Annotated in this window: 15 protein-coding genes; 8 read left to right on the top strand and 7 right to left on the bottom strand. The window is 67.1% G+C overall.

Features of this window, described 5'->3' with window-relative positions; translation table 11 throughout:
* Positions 1 to 12: 12 nt before the first annotated feature.
* The 4 genes from garD to kdgD all read right to left on the bottom strand — a co-directional run bounded on the left by garD (position 13) and on the right by kdgD (position 5,586).
* Entirely contained in the window at positions 13 to 1,569 is a 1,557-nt protein-coding gene (garD, locus tag KF707C_RS03045) for a galactarate dehydratase (RefSeq protein ID WP_004419971.1), read from the bottom strand.
* Between the two features lie 77 nt (positions 1,570 to 1,646).
* Positions 1,647 to 3,011 carry an MFS transporter gene (locus KF707C_RS03040; RefSeq protein WP_004419968.1) on the bottom strand — a complete coding sequence of 455 codons (1,365 nt, stop codon included), beginning with the start codon at positions 3,009 to 3,011 and terminating at the stop codon, positions 1,647 to 1,649.
* 197 nt (positions 3,012 to 3,208) lie between these two features.
* Positions 3,209 to 4,654, bottom strand: a complete 1,446-nt coding sequence (locus tag KF707C_RS03035) for an aldehyde dehydrogenase family protein (protein ID WP_004419964.1) — start codon at positions 4,652 to 4,654, stop codon at positions 3,209 to 3,211.
* A gap of 20 nt (positions 4,655 to 4,674) precedes the next feature.
* Entirely contained in the window at positions 4,675 to 5,586 is a 912-nt protein-coding gene (kdgD, locus tag KF707C_RS03030; RefSeq protein WP_004419961.1) for a 5-dehydro-4-deoxyglucarate dehydratase, read from the bottom strand.
* 409 nt (positions 5,587 to 5,995) lie between these two features.
* Here kdgD and KF707C_RS03025 point away from each other — a divergent pair, with 409 nt between their 5' ends.
* The 6 genes from KF707C_RS03025 to KF707C_RS03000 all read left to right on the top strand — a co-directional run bounded on the left by KF707C_RS03025 (position 5,996) and on the right by KF707C_RS03000 (position 11,691).
* Entirely contained in the window at positions 5,996 to 6,817 is an 822-nt protein-coding gene (locus KF707C_RS03025) for an NAD-dependent epimerase/dehydratase family protein (RefSeq protein WP_004419958.1), read from the top strand.
* Between the two features lie 47 nt (positions 6,818 to 6,864).
* A complete protein-coding gene (locus KF707C_RS03020; RefSeq protein WP_004419957.1) occupies positions 6,865 to 7,758 on the top strand; it encodes a glucurono-1,5-lactonase in 894 nt (297 codons plus the stop codon).
* A 66-nt stretch (positions 7,759 to 7,824) separates the two neighbouring features.
* Positions 7,825 to 8,796: a TRAP transporter substrate-binding protein gene (locus tag KF707C_RS03015; protein ID WP_004419956.1), complete on the top strand. Its 972-nt coding sequence runs from the start codon at positions 7,825 to 7,827 to the stop codon at positions 8,794 to 8,796.
* Positions 8,797 to 8,860: 64 nt separating this feature from the next.
* Entirely contained in the window at positions 8,861 to 9,388 is a 528-nt protein-coding gene (locus tag KF707C_RS03010; protein WP_004419953.1) for a TRAP transporter small permease, read from the top strand.
* Positions 9,389 to 10,669: a TRAP transporter large permease gene (locus KF707C_RS03005; RefSeq protein WP_004419952.1), complete on the top strand. Its 1,281-nt coding sequence runs from the start codon at positions 9,389 to 9,391 to the stop codon at positions 10,667 to 10,669.
* 110 nt (positions 10,670 to 10,779) lie between these two features.
* Entirely contained in the window at positions 10,780 to 11,691 is a 912-nt protein-coding gene (locus tag KF707C_RS03000; RefSeq protein WP_004419950.1) for an EamA family transporter, read from the top strand.
* A 24-nt stretch (positions 11,692 to 11,715) separates the two neighbouring features.
* Here the strand turns inward: KF707C_RS03000 and KF707C_RS02995 are convergent, their stop codons facing one another.
* Positions 11,716 to 12,468: a FadR/GntR family transcriptional regulator gene (locus tag KF707C_RS02995; RefSeq protein WP_004419948.1), complete on the bottom strand. Its 753-nt coding sequence runs from the start codon at positions 12,466 to 12,468 to the stop codon at positions 11,716 to 11,718.
* 122 nt (positions 12,469 to 12,590) lie between these two features.
* Between KF707C_RS02995 and KF707C_RS02990 the strand changes: the two genes are divergently transcribed.
* Positions 12,591 to 13,469, top strand: a complete 879-nt coding sequence (locus tag KF707C_RS02990) for an aldose 1-epimerase (RefSeq protein WP_004419946.1) — start codon at positions 12,591 to 12,593, stop codon at positions 13,467 to 13,469.
* Between the two features lie 129 nt (positions 13,470 to 13,598).
* Here KF707C_RS02990 and KF707C_RS02985 read toward each other — a convergent pair whose 3' ends face one another.
* Both KF707C_RS02985 and KF707C_RS02980 read right to left on the bottom strand, forming a co-directional pair.
* The gene (locus KF707C_RS02985) at positions 13,599 to 14,084 is read right to left on the bottom strand and encodes a single-stranded DNA-binding protein (protein WP_004419944.1); all 486 of its coding nucleotides are present in this window, start codon (positions 14,082 to 14,084) and stop codon (positions 13,599 to 13,601) included.
* A gap of 9 nt (positions 14,085 to 14,093) precedes the next feature.
* Positions 14,094 to 15,488, bottom strand: a complete 1,395-nt coding sequence (locus KF707C_RS02980; RefSeq protein ID WP_004419943.1) for an MFS transporter — start codon at positions 15,486 to 15,488, stop codon at positions 14,094 to 14,096.
* 208 nt (positions 15,489 to 15,696) lie between these two features.
* Here KF707C_RS02980 and uvrA point away from each other — a divergent pair, with 208 nt between their 5' ends.
* On the top strand, positions 15,697 to 18,531 hold the full coding sequence (gene uvrA, locus KF707C_RS02975; protein ID WP_004419941.1) for an excinuclease ABC subunit UvrA: 2,835 nt from the start codon (positions 15,697 to 15,699) through the stop codon (positions 18,529 to 18,531).
* Positions 18,532 to 18,565: the final 34 nt, after the last annotated feature.

The raw sequence follows: 18,565 nt of genomic DNA, 5'->3' as shown, positions 1-18,565 counted from the left end.
CGATAGGGGCGATCAGGTTACAGGGGCTGGATTGAACAGCGTCAGGTCGTTGTGCAACCGATGCTTCTCCGCCCAGGTGCGTTGCTTCCCGCTGGCCACGTCGAGGTAGTAGTGGAACAGCTCCCAGCCCAGCTCTTCCAGGCTGACGCGCCCGGAGGTGATGCGTCCGGCGTCGACATCGATCAGGTCGGGCCAGCGCTCGGCCAGTTGGGTACGGGTGGACACCTTGATCACCGGCACCATGGACAGCCCGTAGGGCGTGCCGCGACCGGTGGTGAACACGTGCAGGTTCATGCCGGCCGCCAGCTGCAGGGTGCCGCAGATGAAGTCGCTGGCCGGGGTGGCGCAGAACTGCAGGCCCTTGCCGCGCACCCGCTCCCCAGGGGCGACGACGCCGGCGATGGCGCTGTTGCCGGACTTGGCGATGGAGCCCATGGCCTTTTCGACGATGTTGTTCAGGCCGCCCTTCTTGTTGCCGGGCGTGGTGTTGGCGCTGCGGTCGGCCATGCCCCGGGCGAGGTAGCGGTCGTACCACTCCAGTTCCCGCACCAGCGCCTGGGCCACTTCCGGCGTGGCGGCGCGCGGGGTGAGCAGGTGGATGCCATCACGCACTTCGGTGTTCTCGGAGAACATCACGGTGGCGCCGGCGCGCACCAGCAGGTCGGCGGCGACGCCCAGGGCCGGGTTGGCGGTGACGCCGGAGAAGGCGTCGCTGCCGCCGCACTGCATGCCCAGCACCAGCTCGGACGCCGGGCAGGTCTCGCGGCGGCGCGCATCCAGCACCTTCAGGCGGTCCTCGATCATGCCCATGATCTGTTCCACCATGCCGCTGAAGCCGGTGGCTGAATCCTGCAGGCGGAACAGCCAGGCCTCCTCGTCCTGGCCGGCGGTGAGGGCGTCGCCCGGCATCAGTTGCTCGGCCTGGAGCTTCTCGCAGCCGAGGCCGATCACCAGGGCCTGGCCACCCAGGTTGGGGTTGCGGGCGAGGTTGTGCAGGGTGCGGATGGGGATCACCGCGTCCGGTGCGTTGATCGCCACGCCGCAGCCGTAGCTGTGGGTCAGGGCCACCACGTCGTCGACATTGGGATAGCGCGGCAGGACTTCCTTGCGCACCCGTTCCACGCAGTGGTCCAGCACGCCGGTGACGCATTGCACGGTGGTGGTGACGCCGAGGATGTTGCGGGTACCGACGCTGCCGTCCGGGTTGCGGAAGCCCTCGAAGCTGTAGCCCGGCAGTGCGGGCAGGGCCGGCGGTACGGCCGTGGCCATCGGCAGCCGGTCCAGCGCGGGGGCCTCGGGGATGCTCAGCAGTTCCTCGCGTACCCAGGTGCCACGGGGGATCGCCTGCAAGGCGTGGCCGATGACGGTGCCGTAGCGCAGCACGGCGCCGCCGGCGGGAATGTCCACCAGGGTGACCTTGTGGCTCTGGGGAATGGCTTCACGGGTGACCAGGCCGTCGGGGAAGCGGCCGCCCTCGGCGACGCCCTGTTCATTGATGACGATGGCGACGTTGTCGTCCGGGTGCAGGCGGACGTAGCGAGGCGAGTCCTGGTGGGGGATCAGCTGCATGGATGACTCCATTGTTGTTCTGGGATTCGGGCTCCGGAGCGGACCTGCCGCCCCGGAGCGCGGGTTGCGACGGCGGGTCAGCGAACCGGGTTCACGGCCCCGTCGGCGGGGTCCGTTGCGGCCGGTGTCTCGCCCTTGAGCTCGATGCGCTTGATCTCGCCGACGATGAACAGGTAGCTGAAGGCGGCCAGCAGGGCGTTGACCCCGACGAACACCAGGGCCCACTTGAAGGAGCCGGTGGTGGCGATGATGTAGCCGATGACGATGGGGGTGGTGATGGACGACAGGTTGCCACAGGTGTTGAAGATGCCACCGGAGAGGCCGGCGATCTGCTTGGGCGAGGTGTCGGACATCACCGCCCAGCCGAGGGCGCCGATGCCCTTGCCGAAGAACGCCAGGGCCATGAAGCCCACCACCATCCAGTCGGCCTCCACGTAGTTGCAGAGGATCATGCTCATCGACAACAGCATGCCGCAGACGATGGGGGTCTTGCGGGCCAGGGTGAGGCTGTGGCCGCGACGCAGCATCCCGTCCGAGAGCACCCCGCCCAGCACGCCGCCGATGAATCCGCAGATGGCCGGCAGGGAGGCGATGATGCCCGCCTTGAGGATGGTCATGCCGCGCTCCTGCACCAGGTACACCGGGAACCAGGTGAGGAAGAAGTAGGTGATGGCGTTGATGCAGTACTGGCCGAGGTAGATGCCCACCATCATGCGGCTGGTGACCAGTTGCCGGATGTGCGCCCACTTGGGGCCGTTACCCGGCAGGCGGCGGTTCTGGTCCATGTCCACCAGGGCGCCGTTGGCCGCGATATGGTCGATCTCGGCCTGGTTGATCAGCGGGTGTTCCTTGGGGTTGTAGATGAACTTCATCCAGACCCCGGAGAAGAGGATGCCGATCACGCCCATGACGATGAACACGTGCTCCCAGCCGAAGCTGTGGACGATCCAACCCATCAGCGGCGCGAACAGCACCGTGGCGAAGTACTGGGCCGAATTGAACACGGCGGAGGCGGTGCCGCGTTCGGCGGTGGGGAACCAGGCGGCGACGATGCGCGCGTTGCCCGGGAAGGACGGCGCCTCGGCGAAGCCCACCAGGAAACGCAGCATGAACAGGGTCACCACGGTCCAGGCCACCGGCAGGGTGTCGACGAAGCCCTGCAGGAGGGTGAAGACCGACCAGGTGAAGATGCTGACGGCGTAGACACGCTTGGAGCCGAAGCGGTCCAGCAGCCAGCCGCCCGGAATCTGCCCGAGCACGTAGGCCCAGCCGAAGGCGGAGAAGATGTAGCCGAGCATCACGGCATCGATGCCCAACTCCTTCTGCATGGTGGAGCCGGCGATGGAGATGGTGGCGCGGTCGGCATAGTTGATGGTGGTTACCAGAAACAGCATGAGCAGGATCAGGTAACGCACACGGGTCTGTTTGAGGACGTCGCCCATGGTTCTTCTCTCTGAATTGTTCTTGTCGAAGAGTTCGCGCGGCGCGCCGCGCGAGTGTCGGTGTCACAGTCCGCAGGCAGCGGAGAGGCAGCGGTCGTCGACCGGATGATTGTCCCCGCGAAGAGACGATCACACAGCCGCCGCACGTCGCACCCCGTCGCCGCCCCGGCTCTCGGGGCGTCCCTGCCCCGTCGCGATCAGCTCCCGATGTAGGTGGTTTTCACCGTGGTGTAGAACTCCTGGGCATGGCGCCCCTGCTCCCGTGGTCCGTAGGACGAGCCTTTGCGACCGCCGAACGGCACGTGGTAATCCACCCCGGCGGTGGGCAGGTTGACCATGACCATCCCCGCCTGGGCGTGGCGCTTGAAGTGGTTGGCGTACTTGAGCGAGCTGGTGGCGATGCCGGCGGAGAGCCCGAACTCGGTGTCGTTGGCCAGCGCCAGCGCCTCCTCGTAGTCGGCCACGCGGATGACGTTGGCCACCGGGCCGAAGATCTCCTCGCGGCTGATGCGCATGTCCGCCGCGCTGTCGGCGAACAGCGCCGGGGCCATGAAGTAGCCTTCGGTGTCGCAACGGACCCGCTCGCCGCCGGTCACCAGGCGCGCGCCTTCGTCACGGCCGATGTCGATGTAGCGCAGGTCCTGCTCCAGTTGCGCCTGGGACACCACCGGGCCGATATCGACGCCACTGGTGAGGGCGTGGCCGACGCGGATCGCGCGCATGCGCTCGGCCATGGCCTCGATGAAGCGATCGTGGATGCCGGCGGTGACGATCAGCCGGCTGCTGGCGGTGCAGCGCTGGCCGGTGGAATAGAAGGCGCTCTGCACCGACAGCTCGACGGCGGTCTTGAGGTCGGCGTCGTCGAGGATGACCTGCGGGTTCTTGCCGCCCATCTCCAGTTGCACCTTGGCGCCCCGGGCGACGCAGCTGGCCGCGATGCTGCGGCCGACGCCGACCGAGCCGGTGAAGCTGATGCCGTCGACGCGCGTGTCATGCACCAGGGCCTCGCCCACCACCCGGCCGCTGCCCATCACCAAGTTGAAGACGCCGGCGGGGAAGCCGGCGCGGGCGATGATCTCGGCCAGGGCCCAGGCGCTGCCGGGCACCAGGTCGGCGGGCTTGAACACCACGCAGTTGCCGTAGGCCAGCGCCGGGGCGATCTTCCAGGCGGGAATGGCGATGGGGAAGTTCCAGGGCGTGATCATGCCGATCACACCCAGGGGTTCGCGGGTGACTTCCACGCCCACGCCCGGACGGACCGAGGGAATCACCTCGCCGGACAGGCGCAGGCATTCGCCGGCGAAGAACTTGAAGATGTTGCCGGCGCGCGCCACCTCGCCACTGGCTTCCGGCAGGGTCTTGCCTTCCTCCCGCGCCAGCAGCGCACCCAGCTCCTCGCGACGGGCGAGGATCTCGCTGCCCACCTTGTCGAGGGCGTCGGCGCGGGCCTGGATGCCGGAGACGGACCAGGCCGGGAAGGCCGCGCGGGCCGCCGCGATGGCCTGGGCCACCTGGGCGGCGTCGGCCTGGGCGTATTCGCCCAGGCAGTCGGAGAGGTCGGAGGGGTTGATGTTGCGGGAGTAGCCGCTGCCGGCCACCCACTCTCCGCCGATGAAATTGTCGAAGCGTTTCTGTTCGGCCACGGCTGGGCTCCTGGTTGCGGTTACTGGGCGCCCTGGGCGTCGATCAGCGCGGCGAGGCGTTCGTACTCGTCCGGCAGCAGGTCGGTCAGCGGCGCGCGCACTGGGCCGGCGTCATAGCCGGAGATGCGTGCACCGGCCTTGACGATGCTGACGGCGTAGCCGGCGCGGCGGTTGCGGATTTCCAGGTAGGGCAGGAAGAAGTCATCGATCAGCTTGCCCACGGTTTCGTGGTCGTCGCGGGCGATGGCCTTGTAGAAGTCCATGGCGGTCTTGGGGATGAAGTTGAACACGGCGGAGGAGTAAACCGGCACGCCGAGGGCCTTGTAGGCGGCGGCATAGACTTCGGCGGTGGGCAGGCCGCCCAGGTAGCTGAAGCGATCGCCCAGGCGGCGGCGGATGGCGACCATCAGTTCGATATCGCCCAGGCCGTCCTTGTAGCCGATCAGGTTCGGGCAGCGCTCGGCCAGTTGCTCCAGCAGCGCCGGGGTCAGGCGGCAGACGTTGCGGTTGTAGACCACCACGCCGATGTTCACCGACTTGCAGACCTGCTCCACATGGGCGGCGACGCCCTCCTGGCTGGCTTCGGTCAGGTAGTGCGGCAGCAGCAGCAGGCCCTTGGCGCCGAGGCGCTCGGCTTCCTGGGCGTACTGGATGGCCACGCGGGTCGGGCCACCGACGCCGGCGAGGATCGGGACCGAGTTCGCGCAGGTGTCGACGGCGGTCTTGATGATGCCGGAGTACTCGTCCGGCGCCAGGGAGAAGAATTCACCGGTACCGCCTGCGGCGAAGAGCGCCGAGGCACCGTAGGGCGCCAGCCATTCCAGGCGACGGGCATAGCTGGCGGCGTTGAAGTCGCCGGCGGCGTCGAAGTCGGTGACGGGGAAGGACAGCAGCCCGGAGGAGAGGATGGACTTGAGTTCTTGTGGATTCATTATTCGAGCACCCTGCGAAGCGGTTTGAGTTGAACCGGTGATCCGGCGGCCGGAAATCCGGTGGCCGGCACTCCGGCTTGAGAGATACGTTATCGTACAACTAAAAACATTGCCAACCCCCATTCATCCCTCCCTGATGCGCCTACCGCTGTCGACCAACGGCCGGCCCCTCGCCCCGCGCTACCGCGCCATCCCTGGCGAACCCTGCTGTAGAGCGGTTCAAGACAGGCCCAGCGTCGCCGCACCGGGACCGGATAACGCGGCCTGCTGCATGCTTGGCTTCGTACGATGACGAATTTTCAACTTTCGCCGCGTTGACAACGGAAAGAAGCCCTGTCGATAATTCGACCACAGTCATACGACAACATATGACGACGCACTCAATAACAACAACGGAAAGGCCAGAAGCATGAATCCTTCCCAACCCGCGTCCCGCTGCCTCAAGCGCATTCTGCTCACCGGTGCCGCCGGCGGCCTCGGCAAGGTCCTGCGCGAGACCACCCGCCCCTTCGCCGAAGTGCTGCGCCTCTCCGACATCGCCGCCATGGCTCCCGCCGCCGGCCCCCATGAAGAAGTGATTCCCTGTGACCTCGCCGACAAGGCGGCGGTGGATGCCCTGGTTCAGGGCGTCGACGCCATCCTGCATTTCGGCGGCATCTCGGTGGAGCGCCCGTTCGAGGAGATCCTCGAGGCCAACATCCGTGGCGTCTTCAACCTCTATGAAGCCGCCCGCCGCCATGGTGTGAAGCGCGTGGTGTTCGCCAGCTCCAACCACGTGATCGGCTTCTACCGCCAGGACCAGCGCCTCGACGCCGCCAGCCCGCGTCGACCGGACGGCTACTACGGCCTGTCCAAGTCCTTCGGCGAGGACATGGCCAGCTTCTATTACGACCGCTACGGCATCGAGACGGTGAGCATCCGCATCGGTTCTTCGTTCCCCGAGCCGCAGAATCGCCGGATGATGTCGACCTGGCTCAGCTACGACGACCTGACCCAGCTGATCGAGAAGTCCCTGTTCACCCCCGACGTCGGCCACACCCTGGTCTACGGCATGTCCGACAACCGCGAGGTCTGGTGGGACAACCACCTGGCCAGCCACCTCGGCTACCGGCCCAAGGACAGCTCCGAGCCCTTCCGCGCCAAGGTGGAAAGCCAGCCGGCGCCAGCCGCCGATGACCCGGTCGCGGTCTACCAGGGCGGCGCCTTCGTCGCGGCCGGCCCGTTCGACTGAACCCGCTCCTCTCCCGCACGGCCCACAAGAACAAGAGACCGACCGCCATGCATGCCGAACTGATCCTGGATGCCCGCAACGCCACCGGAGAAAGCCCGGTGTGGCATCCACGGGAACAGGCCCTTTACTGGGTCGATATTCCCGCCCGCCGCCTGCACCGCTGGCGCCTGGCCGACGGCGCCAGCCAGAGCTGGGAAGCCGACGAGATGATCGCCTGCATCGCCCGTCGCGAAGACGGTCGCGGCGGTGGCTGGATCGCCGGGATGCAGAGCGGCGTCTTCCAGCTGCAGCCGGGTGACGACGGCCGCCTGCAGTCCACCCGCCTCGCCCCGGTGGAGCATGCCGTACCGGCGATGCGCTTCAACGATGGCCGCTGCGATCGCCAGGGTCGCTTCTGGGCGGGCACCATGCTGCTGGACATGGCCGCCGGCGCACGCGTCGGCGCCCTCTACCGCTTCGACGGCGAGTCCGGACCGCTGACGGCACGCCTGGGCGACTTCATCGTGCCCAACGGCCTGGCCTTCAGCCCGGATGGCACCCGCATGTACCTCTCCGACTCGCACCCCGAGGTGCAGGCGATCTGGGCCTTCGACTACGACACCGACAGCGGCATCCCCTACAACCGCCGGCTGTTCGTGGACATGCGCGAGTTCCCGGGCCGCCCGGACGGCGCCGCCGTGGACGAGGACGGCTGCTACTGGATCTGCGGCAACGATGCCGGCCTGGTGCATCGCTTCACCCCGGACGGCCGCCTCGATCGCTCCCTGGCCGTACCGGTGAAGAAGCCCGCCATGTGCGCCTTCGGCGGACCCGGCCTGGCCACCCTCTTCGTCACCTCCATACGCCCCGCCGGCGACCTCTCCGACCAGCCCCTGGCTGGCGGCCTGTTCGCCCTGTCGCCCGGGGTGAAGGGCCTGGAGGAGCCCGTGTTCCGGGGCTGAGCCCCGACCCGCCGTACCGCTGTTCCCAGAATCGAAACCAGACAACAACAAGACCGGAGTTTCACCATGAACCTGAAACGCAAGCTGCTCGTCGCCGCCCTGCCCTTCGCCTTCAGCCTGGTCGGCAGCGCCCAGGCCCTGGATATCAAGTTCGCCGACGTCCATCCGGCGGGTTACCCCACGGTGGTGGCCGAGCAGAACATGGGCAGGAAGCTGGAGGAAGCCAGCAAGGGCGAGATCACCTTCAAGATGTTCGCCGGCGGCGTGCTGGGCTCCGAGAAGGAAGTGATCGAGCAGGCGCAGATCGGCGCCATCCAGATGGCCCGCGTCAGCCTCGGCATCGTCGGCCCGGTGGTGCCGGACGTGAACGTCTTCAACATGCCCTTCGTGTTCCGTGACCACGCCCACATGCGCAAGGTCATCGACGGCGAGATCGGCCAGGAGATCCTCGACAAGATCACCCACTCCGAATTCAACCTGGTGGCCCTGGCCTGGATGGACGGCGGTACGCGCAACCTCTACACCAAGGAGCCGGTGCGCAGCATCCAGGACCTGCAAGGCAAGAAGATCCGCGTCATGGGCAACCCGCTGTTCATCGACATGATGAACGCCATGGGCGGCAACGGCATCGCCATGGACACCGGCGAGATCTTCAGCGCCCTGCAGACCGGAGTGATCGACGGGGCCGAGAACAATCCGCCGACCATGCTGGAGCACAACCACTTCCAGAACGCCAAGTACTACACCCTGACCGGCCACCTGATCCTTCCCGAGCCGCTGGTGATGTCCAAGACCACCTGGAACAAGCTGACTCCCGAGCAACAGGCCCTGGTGAAGAAGGTGGCCCGCGAGGCGCAGATGGAGGAGCGCGCCCTGTGGGACGCCAAGTCCGCCGCCAGCGAGGAGAAGCTGAAGGCCGCCGGCGTCGAGTTCATCACCGTGGACAAGAAGCCCTTCTTCGACGCCACCGCGCCGGTGCGCGAGAAGTACGGCGCCCAGTACGCCGACCTGATCCAGCGCATCGCCGACGTCCAGTAACCGCGTCCCAACTCCCTGACGAACACCGTGGCGGGCCAGTCCGCCGCGGTGCCGGTGAAGTCCCATGAAAGACACCCTGCTGCGTTTCAACGACGGCCTCTACATGACCTGCATCTGGGTCGCGGGCCTGTCCGTCGCCACCATGTCACTGATCATTCCCTGGGGCATCTTCGCCCGCTACGTGCTGGGCACCGGGTCCAGCTGGCCCGAGCCGGTTTCGATCCTGCTGATGGTGGTGTTCACCTTCGTCGGCGCCGCCGCCAGCTACCGGGCCGGCGCGCACATGGCGGTGGGCATGCTGGTGGACCGCCTGCCGCAACGGATTCGCCTGTCCGCCTCGCTGCTGGTGCAGGTGCTGATGGCGCTGATCTGCCTGTTCATGGCCCTCTGGGGCGCCAAGCTGTGCGCCACCACCTGGAACCAGTTCGTCGCGTCGCTGCCCGGCCTGCGGGTGGGCCTGACCTACGCGCCGATCCCGATCGGCGGCGTGCTGACCCTGGTGTTCGTACTCGAGAAGCTCCTCCTGGGCGACCAGAGCCACCGCCGCGTGGTGCAGTTCGATCTGGTGGAAGAAAACGAAGGAGCCGCATAAGTGGACGCATTCATTCTGCTGGGCAGTTTCATCCTGCTGATTCTCCTGGGCATGCCGGTGGCCTATGCCCTGGGACTGTCCGCCCTGATCGGCGCCTGGTGGATCGACATCCCGCTGCAGGCGATGATGATCCAGGTGGCCGGTGGCGTTAACAAGTTCTCCCTGCTGGCCATTCCCTTCTTCGTGCTGGCGGGCGCCATCATGGCCGAGGGCGGCATGTCACGCCGCCTGGTGGCCTTCGCCGGTGTCCTGGTGGGCTTCGTGCGGGGCGGCCTGTCCCTGGTGAACATCATGGCCTCCACCTTCTTCGGCGCCATCTCCGGTTCCTCGGTGGCGGATACCGCCTCGGTGGGCTCGGTGCTGATCCCGGAGATGGAGCGCAAGGGCTATCCCCGCGAGTTCTCCACCGCCGTGACCGTGAGCGGTTCGGTACAGGCGCTGCTGACGCCGCCCAGCCACAACTCGGTGCTCTACTCCCTGGCGGCGGGCGGCACCGTGTCCATCGGCGCGCTGTTCATGGCCGGGGTCATGCCCGGGCTGCTGCTCTCGGCGGTGATGATGGGCCTGTGCCTGCTGTTCGCGAAGAAGCGCAACTACCCCAAGGGCGAGGTGATCCCGCTGCGCCAGGCGCTGAAGATCGCCGGCGAGGCGCTCTGGGGCCTCATGGCCATGGTGATCATCCTCGGCGGCATCCTCTCCGGGGTGTTCACCGCCACCGAGTCGGCGGCCATCGCGGTGGTCTGGTCGTTCTTCGTGACCATGTTCATCTACCGCGACTACAAGTGGCGCGACCTGCCCAAGCTGATGCATCGCACGGTGCGGACCATCTCCATCGTGATGATCCTCATCGCCTTCGCGGCCAGCTTCGGCTACATCATGACCCTGATGCAGATCCCGGCGAAGATCACCACGCTGTTCCTGACCCTGTCGGACAACCGCTACGTGATCCTCATGTGCATCAACGCCATGCTGCTGTTGCTGGGCACCGTGATGGACATGGCGCCGCTGATCCTGATCCTGACTCCGATCCTGATGCCGGTGATCACCGACATCGGCGTCGACCCGGTGCACTTCGGCATGATCATGCTGGTGAACCTGGGCATCGGCCTGATCACCCCGCCGGTGGGCGCGGTGCTCTTCGTCGGCTCGGCGATCGGCAAGGTCAGCATCGAGAGCACCGTGAAGGCCCTGCTGCCCTTCTACGCCGCGCTGTTCCTGGTGCTGATGGCGGTGACCTACATCCCCGCCATCTCCCTCTGGCTGCCCAGCGTCGTACTCTGACCCACCCCGGCGGGCCGGCATCCGGCCCGCTTCCCCTCCTCCAGAAGAACGGCCGCACGCCGTCCGGAGAACCCGCGCCGAGTCCACAGCGCCTGACAAGGACAGTTTCCATGCCTGCCAGCCTTCCCTTCCCCCGGCACATCGCCGTCCTGATGCTCGTCCTGCTGGCCTGCGCCTTCGCCGGCAACCACATCGCCGCGCGCTTCGCCTTCGACGACGGCACCGGCCTGCTGCTGGCCATCCTCTGCCGCTCCGGCGTCGCCATGACGGTCCTCACCGGCCTGGTGCTCTGGCAGCGCCAGCCGCTGGCCCTGCCACCGGGCAGCCGTCGCTGGCAGTTGCTGCTGGGACTGCTGATCGCCACCCAGAGCCTCTGCCTCTATTCGGCCGTGGCCCGTATCCCGGTGGCCCTGGCCTTGCTGGTGGGCAACACCTTCCCCATCGTCCTGGCCCTGCTGACCTGGGCCCTGGGCGGTGGCGCGCCGAGCCGGCGCAACGCGTTGCTGATGGGTCTGATCCTGGTGGGGCTGGTGTTCGCCCTGGACGTGCCGGCGCGCCTGGCCGCCAGCGAGGGAGCGGGGCCGGAATGGACGCTGGGGGTGGGCCTGGCCTTCTGCGCCGCCTGCGCCTTCGCCTGCGCCCTGTGGATAACCGATCACAGGCTGGCCGGTCTCAGAGGCCCGGTGCGCAGCATGCTCACCCTGATGATCGTCTTCGCCAGCATGGCCATCGCCGGCGCCAGCGGCCTGGTGCCGGGCGGTATGTCGCCCCCCTCGAGTCCCGCCGGCTGGGTCGCGCTGGGCGCCCTGGTGTTGCTTTATGGCACGGCCTTCTCGGTACTCTTCGTCAGCGTGCCGCGCCTGAACATGCCGCAGAACGCGCCGGTGATGAACGTCGAGCCCATCGCCACGCTGCTGTTCGGCTGGGTGCTGCTGGATCAGGTGCTGGGCGGCATGCAGCTGATCGGCGGGGCCATCGTCGTGGCGGGGATCGTGCTGCTGACCTACAGGAGGGATGCCTGAGCCATGCCGGCCCAGGCGCGGGGTTCAGGCTTCCTGCTGCTCCCGCTCGGCCTCTTCGTGTGCCTGGCGCAGGCGCTCGCGGCTGTTGGTGAGGTGCAGGCGCATGGCCGCCCGCGCCGCCTCGGCATCCTGACGGGCGATGGCTTCGTAGATCTCTTCGTGTTCGCGCACCAGCCGGGCCATGTACTGCTCGTGGTCGGCGTGGGCGATGCGCGCCGAGTTGAGCCGGGTGCGCGGAATGATGCTGGTGCCCAGGTGGGTCATGATGTCGGTGAAGTAGCGGTTGCCGGTGGCCAGCGCGATCTGCAGGTGGAACTGGAAGTCAGAGCCGACCGCGTCGGTGCCATGGGCGGCGTTGAGAAACACATCCAGCGCCTCGCGGATCGCCTTCAACTGCTCGGGACTGCGACGCTGGGCGGCGAGCCCCGCCGACTCCACCTCCAGGCTGATGCGCAGCTCGAGGATGGCGATGACATCGCGCAGGGTGACGATGGTGGCCGGATCGATGCGAAAGCCCATGGGACTCGGGGTATCCAGCACGAAGGTGCCGATGCCGTGCCGGGTTTCCACCAGGCCGGCGGCCTGCAGCCGCGAGATGGCCTCGCGCACCACGGTGCGGCTGACCCCCTGGGCTTCCATGATGGCCGATTCCGTCGGCAGCTTTTCCCCACGCTTGATCACGCCGCTCTGGATCTGCTGGGAGAGTTCGCTCACCAGCTCCTGGGCCAGGCTGCGGTGCTTGCGGCGCGGACGTTGCTGGGTACTTGGGGTGTCCATGTCGGGGTTCGATCTCGGCGGAAACTGAGCGCCCATCATAGCCCAGCGAGTTGTACGATGACACATTTCCGCAACGGCGCCCGGGGCATTTTTCCACCTGTCCACATCCCCGCGAGCCCATCATGAAGCCTGACCTGATCTGCCTCGAAGACCCTATCAGTCGCCTCACCCTGGCCCCCGCCCTTGGCGGCGCCATCGCCAACTGGCGCCTGCTGGAGGGCGATGTGCCGCTGCTCCGCCCGGCGGATGACGACGCCCTGGCCGCCGGCACGCCGCGCCGCCTGGGCTGCTATCCCCTGGCGCCCTGGTCCAACCGCATCGGCGCCGGGGGCTTCGCCATTCCGGACGGCTGGCTGGAGCTGACGCCCAACGCCGAGGGTGAAGCCCTGCCGATTCACGGCAGCGCCTGGCAACAACCCTGGACACTGCTGGAACAGGCTGGCGACCTGGTACGGCTGGGGCTGGAGAGCGCCCTGCCCTTCGCCTATCGGGCCGAGCAGCGTTTCCGCCTCCGGGATGGCGAGCTGGAAGTTCGCCTGAGGGTGACCCAGGTCGATGAGCGGGCCATCTGGCACGGGCTCGGCCTGCACCCCTACTTCCCACGCACCGCCCGGACTCGCTTGCAGGCGAAGGCGGACGCGACCTGGCTCTGCGGACCGGACAAGCTCCCCACCCGGCAGGTTGCGCGGCCCGATGAGTGGAACTTCGACGAGCACCGGCCCTTGCCGTCGAGCCTGGTGGACAACGGGTTCAGGGGCTGGCCGGGGCATTGCCGCATCCTGCAACCCGACCTGGGTTACCAACTGGACTGCAGCGCCAGCGGCTGCGACGCGTTCCTGCTGTTCTGCCCGGAGGCGCAGCCCTTTTTCTGCTTCGAGCCGGTCACCCACCCGGTGAACGCCCATCACCTCGAAGGACGACCGGGGCTGACGCTGCTGTCGCCCGGGCAGTCGCTGGAGATCACCTGGCGCATGGCGGTCCGCCCCCTGGGGACGGGTTGAAGGTCCCGCTTCGCAGACAGCGTCTCCGGGTGCCACGAACGTATCTCCGCCGAGATCCTGGAGACCCCGGCCATGAAAAAGCCCCCGGAGCCTGAGGCTGCGGGGGCTTTTCGAGTCGCTTGCCGGCGCTTAGAACGGAATGTCGTCGTCGAAGCTGTCGTAGTCCGGTGCCGGCTGGGCGGCAGGCTGGGGAGCCGGACGCTGCTGCGGGGCGGACTGCTGCGACTCGCGCTGCGGGCGCGGGGCTCGGGGGGCGCCATCATCGGCACCCGGGCGGCCGCCCAGCAACTGCATCTGGCCATTGATGTCGACCACGATTTCGGTGGTGTAACGCTTCACGCCGTCCTTTTCCCACTCGCGGGTGCGCAGGGAACCTTCGACGTATACCTGCGAACCCTTGCGCAGGTACTCGCCGGCGATCTCGGCAAGACGACCGAAGAACACCACGCGGTGCCACTCGGTACGCTCCTGCTGCTGGCCGGTCTGCTTGTCCTTCCAGGACTCGCTGGTGGCCAGCGTGATGTTGGTTACCGCGTTGCCGTTGGGCAGGTAGCGGGTTTCCGGATCACCACCGACGTTGCCAACCAGAATGACTTTGTTAACCCCACGGGCCATGACGTTCTCCTAGGCTTCAGCACGTTCCGGGGCCGATTGGATCAGGCGCTCCAGGGACGTGCGGTCCAGTTTTTCAGAATCCACTTTGATGTAGATGGCCGCCTCTTCGGCCACCACGACGGCATCCGCCACTCCGGGCAATGCCAGTAAACGCGCCACCAGCCCGGTATCGGCTACGGCCGCTGCACTGAGCGGCAGGCGCAGGCTGGTCACGTACGGAGGTTCGCGCATAGTAACAGCAATAAGGACCCAAATCGCACAGACCGCCGCACATCCGATGAACACCACCGACAGGCCGCCATGCTGGAATAACCAGCCACCCAGGATGCCGCCGAGGGCGGCGCCGAGGAATTGGCTGGTGGAATAGACCCCCATGGCGGTGCCCTTGCCGCCGGCCGGTGCGACCTTGCTGATCAGGGACGGCAGCGAGGCTTCCAGCAGGTTGAAGGCGGTGAAGAAGACGATGGTGCCGAATACCAGGGCGCGGAGGCTGTCGCCGAAGCCCCAGAAGAACAGCTCGCAGAGGAACAGCGTGGCGACGGCGCCGACCAGCACGCGCTTCATGCGGCGCTTCTTCTCGCCATAGATGATGAAGGGAACCATGCCGAAGAAGCCCACCAGCAGCGCGGTGAGGTAGACCCACCAGTGCTCCTCCCTGGGCAGGCCGGCCTTCTCCACCAGGGCCAGGGGCAGCGCGACGAAACTGGCCATGAGCACGGCGTGAAGGGCCAGGATGCCGAAGTCCAGGCGCAGGAGGTCCGGGTGTTTCAGGGTGGGGATCAGGGCCTGGCCGGCCACGCCCGACTCGCGGTGCTGCAGCGGGTGGGCGGCGCGGGGGACCAGGGCGACGATGATGACGATGCCCAGCAGCGCCATCAGGGAGGTGGCCCAGAACAGGCCGGAAAGACCGAAGGCGCGAGTCAGCAGCGGCCCGACCACCATGGCCACGGCGAAGGACAGGCCGATGCTCATGCCGATCATCGCCATGGCCTTGGTGCGATGCTGTTCGCGGGTCAGGTCGGAGAGCAGGGCCATGACCGCCGCGGAAATGGCACCCGCCCCCTGCAGCACCCGTCCGGCGATCACGCCCCAGATGGAGTCGGCGTTGGCCGCCAGGGCGGCGCCGGCGGCGAAGATCAGCAGGCCGGCATAGATCACCGGCAGGCGACCGATGCGGTCGGAAAGGATACCGAAGGGAATCTGCAGCAGGGCCTGGGTCAGCCCGTAGGCGCCGATGGCCAGGCCAATCAGCGCCGGGGTAGCGCCCGCCAAGTCCTGGCCGTAGGTGGCCAGCACCGGCAGGACCATGAACATGCCCAGCATGCGGAAGGCGAACACCAGGGCCAGGCCGCCGGCGGCTCGCGTTTCACTGCCGCTCATGCGTTCAGCGTGGGAATCGTGCATAGGTGCCTCGAGGGGAAACGATCGGGGCCGGCGTCATGCGCCCCAGTTCGGCTGACCACCCATTCCCGGGTGCCCGGCAGTGGCCGAAGCCTGAAAAATGCCGCGCATTCTAGCAGTCCCGACGCGTTGCGACACCGTTGTGACGCTTTGCCGCGCGCCTTTGGCGACCCGTATAATCGCCGGTTTCCGCCCGCCAAGTGAGGCCGTTGTGGACAAGATCCTGATCCGTGGGGCGCGCACCCACAACCTGAAGAACGTCGACCTCACCCTCCCCCGGGACAAGCTGATCGTGATCACCGGCCTGTCCGGCTCCGGCAAGTCTTCGTTGGCCTTCGACACCCTCTACGCCGAAGGCCAGCGCCGTTACGTGGAATCCCTGTCGGCCTATGCCCGCCAGTTCCTGTCGATGATGGAAAAGCCCGATGTGGACACCATCGAGGGCCTGTCGCCGGCCATTTCCATCGAGCAGAAATCCACCAGCCACAACCCACGGTCCACCGTCGGCACCATCACCGAGATCTACGACTACCTGCGCCTGCTCTACGCCCGCGTCGGCATGCCCCGCTGCCCGGATCACGATGTGCCCCTGGAGGCGCAGACCGTCAGCCAGATGGTGGACCAGGTGCTGGCCCTGCCCGAGGGTCGCAAGCTTATGCTGCTGGCCCCGGTGGTACGCGAACGCAAGGGCGAGCACCTGGCGCTCTTCGATGAGTTGCGCGCCCAGGGATTCGTCCGCGCCCGGGTGAACGGCAAGCTCTACGAGCTGGATGAACTGCCCAAGCTGGACAAGCAGAAGAAGCACTCCATCGATGTGGTGGTGGACCGCTTCAAGGTGCGCAGCGACCTGCAGCAACGCCTGGCCGAGTCCTTCGAGACCGCCATCAACCTTGCCGACGGCATTGCCCTGGTCGCGCCGATGGATGACGAGGAAGGCGAGGAAATCATCTTCTCCGCGCGCTTCGCCTGCCCCCATTGCGGCCACTCCATCAGCGAGCTGGAACCCAAGCTGTTCTCCTTCAACAACCCGGCGGGCGCCTGCCCCACCTGCGACGGCCTCGGGGTGAAGCAGTTCTTCGACGCCAAGCGCCTGGTGAATGGCGAGCTGACCCTGGCCGAAGGGGCCATTCGCGGCTGGGACCGGCGCAACGTCTACTACTTCCAGATGCTGGGCTCCCTGGCCGCCCACTACGGATTCAGCCTGGAGAAGCCCTTCGACCAGCTCGAAGCCGAGGACCAGAAGGCGGTGCTGTTCGGCAGCGGCCGGGAGAACGTCGATTTCCGCTACCTCAATGACCGGGGCGACATCGTCAAGCGTTCGCACCCCTTCGAGGGCATCATTCCCAACCTGGAGCGCCGCTACCGCGAGACCGAGTCCGCGACGGTGCGCGAGGAGCTCGCCAAGTTCCTCAGCACCCAGCCCTGTCCGGACTGCCGAGGCACCCGCCTGCGCCGGGAAGCGCGCCACGTGTGGGTGGGCGACAAGACCCTGCCGGCGGTCACCGGCCTGCCGGTGGGCGACGCCTCGGAGTACTTCGGCGGGCTCAGCCTGACCGGGCGCCGTGGCGAGATCGCCGAGAAGATCCTCAAGGAGATCCGCGAGCGCCTGCAGTTCCTGGTGAACGTCGGCCTGGACTACCTGACCCTGGACCGCAGCGCCGACACCCTCTCCGGCGGCGAGGCCCAGCGCATCCGACTGGCCAGCCAGATCGGCGCGGGCCTCGTCGGCGTGATGTACATCCTCGACGAACCGTCCATCGGCCTGCACCAGCGGGACAATGAGCGCCTGCTGGCGACCCTCACCCACCTGCGCAACCTGGGCAACACCGTGATCGTGGTGGAGCACGACGAAGACGCCATCCGTCTCGCCGATTACGTGGTGGACATCGGCCCCGGCGCGGGCGTGCATGGTGGCCAGATCGTCGCCCAGGGCACGCCGGGCGAGGTCATGGCCCATCCGGAATCGCTCACCGGCAAGTACCTGTCCGGACGCGTGAAGATCGCCGTGCCCCCCGCCCGCACGCCACGGGACAAGAAGAAGTCCCTGAAACTGAAAGGCGCCAGCGGCAACAACCTGCAGAACGTGAACCTGGAGATCCCGGTGGGCCTGCTGACCTGCGTCACCGGCGTCTCGGGCTCGGGCAAGTCGACGCTGATCAACAACACCCTGTTCCCCATCACCGCAACCGCCCTGAACGGCGCCACCAGCCTGGAAGCGGCCCCCTACGACAGCTTCGACGGGCTGCAGCACCTGGACAAGGTGGTGGACATCGACCAGAGCCCCATCGGCCGTACGCCGCGCTCGAACCCGGCGACCTACACCGGGCTGTTCACCCCGATTCGCGAGCTGTTCGCCGGGGTGCCGGAGTCACGCTCGCGGGGCTATGGCCCGGGTCGCTTCTCCTTCAACGTCAAGGGTGGCCGCTGCGAGGCTTGCCAGGGCGACGGCGTGATCAAGGTGGAGATGCACTTCCTGCCGGACATCTACGTGCCCTGCGACGTCTGCAAGGGCAAGCGCTACAACCGCGAAACCCTGGAGGTGAAGTACAAGGGGCGCAGCATCACCGAGGTGCTGGACATGACCATCGAAGAGGCGCGGGAGTTCTTCGACGCCGTCCCGGCCATCGCCCGCAAGTTGCAGACGCTGATGGATGTCGGCCTCGCCTATATCCGGCTCGGCCAGTCGGCGACGACGCTGTCGGGCGGCGAAGCGCAACGGGTCAAACTGTCGCGCGAGCTCTCCAAGCGGGATACCGGCAAGACGTTGTACATCCTCGACGAGCCCACCACGGGCCTGCACTTCGCGGACATCCAGCAACTGCTCGACGTGCTGCATCGCCTGCGGGACCACGGCAATACCGTGGTGGTGATCGAGCACAACCTGGATGTGATCAAGACCGCCGACTGGCTGGTGGACCTCGGGCCGGAAGGCGGCTCCCGGGGCGGCCAGATCATCGCCACTGGCACCCCTGAGGAGGTGGCCGAAATGCCTCAATCCCACACCGGACGCTTCCTCAGGCCCCTGTTGGAACGAGATCGCGCCTGAAACGAAAGAGCCCCGCACATGCGGGGCTCTTTCC

The sequence above is a fragment of the Pseudomonas furukawaii genome (genome assembly GCF_002355475.1).
GTDB lineage: Bacteria > Pseudomonadota > Gammaproteobacteria > Pseudomonadales > Pseudomonadaceae > Metapseudomonas > Metapseudomonas furukawaii.
This window is presented reverse-complemented; position numbering and strand designations above follow the sequence as displayed.

Bases quoted from the DNA above. Each gene is read 5' to 3' on its own strand.
- KF707C_RS03000 (WP_004419950.1), top strand. From the start codon at position 10,780: ATGCCTGCCAGCCTTCCCTTCCCCCGGCACATCGCCGTCCTGATGCTC.
- KF707C_RS02980 (WP_004419943.1), bottom strand. From the start codon at position 15,488: ATGCACGATTCCCACGCTGAACGCATGAGCGGCAGTGAAACGCGAGCC.
- kdgD (WP_004419961.1), bottom strand. From the start codon at position 5,586: ATGAATCCACAAGAACTCAAGTCCATCCTCTCCTCCGGGCTGCTGTCC.
- KF707C_RS03010 (WP_004419953.1), top strand. From the start codon at position 8,861: ATGAAAGACACCCTGCTGCGTTTCAACGACGGCCTCTACATGACCTGC.
- KF707C_RS02985 (WP_004419944.1), bottom strand. From the start codon at position 14,084: ATGGCCCGTGGGGTTAACAAAGTCATTCTGGTTGGCAACGTCGGTGGT.
- KF707C_RS02990 (WP_004419946.1), top strand. From the start codon at position 12,591: ATGAAGCCTGACCTGATCTGCCTCGAAGACCCTATCAGTCGCCTCACC.
- KF707C_RS03025 (WP_004419958.1), top strand. From the start codon at position 5,996: ATGAATCCTTCCCAACCCGCGTCCCGCTGCCTCAAGCGCATTCTGCTC.
- garD (WP_004419971.1), bottom strand. From the start codon at position 1,569: ATGCAGCTGATCCCCCACCAGGACTCGCCTCGCTACGTCCGCCTGCAC.
- KF707C_RS03040 (WP_004419968.1), bottom strand. From the start codon at position 3,011: ATGGGCGACGTCCTCAAACAGACCCGTGTGCGTTACCTGATCCTGCTC.
- KF707C_RS03015 (WP_004419956.1), top strand. From the start codon at position 7,825: ATGAACCTGAAACGCAAGCTGCTCGTCGCCGCCCTGCCCTTCGCCTTC.
- KF707C_RS02995 (WP_004419948.1), bottom strand. From the start codon at position 12,468: ATGGACACCCCAAGTACCCAGCAACGTCCGCGCCGCAAGCACCGCAGC.
- KF707C_RS03020 (WP_004419957.1), top strand. From the start codon at position 6,865: ATGCATGCCGAACTGATCCTGGATGCCCGCAACGCCACCGGAGAAAGC.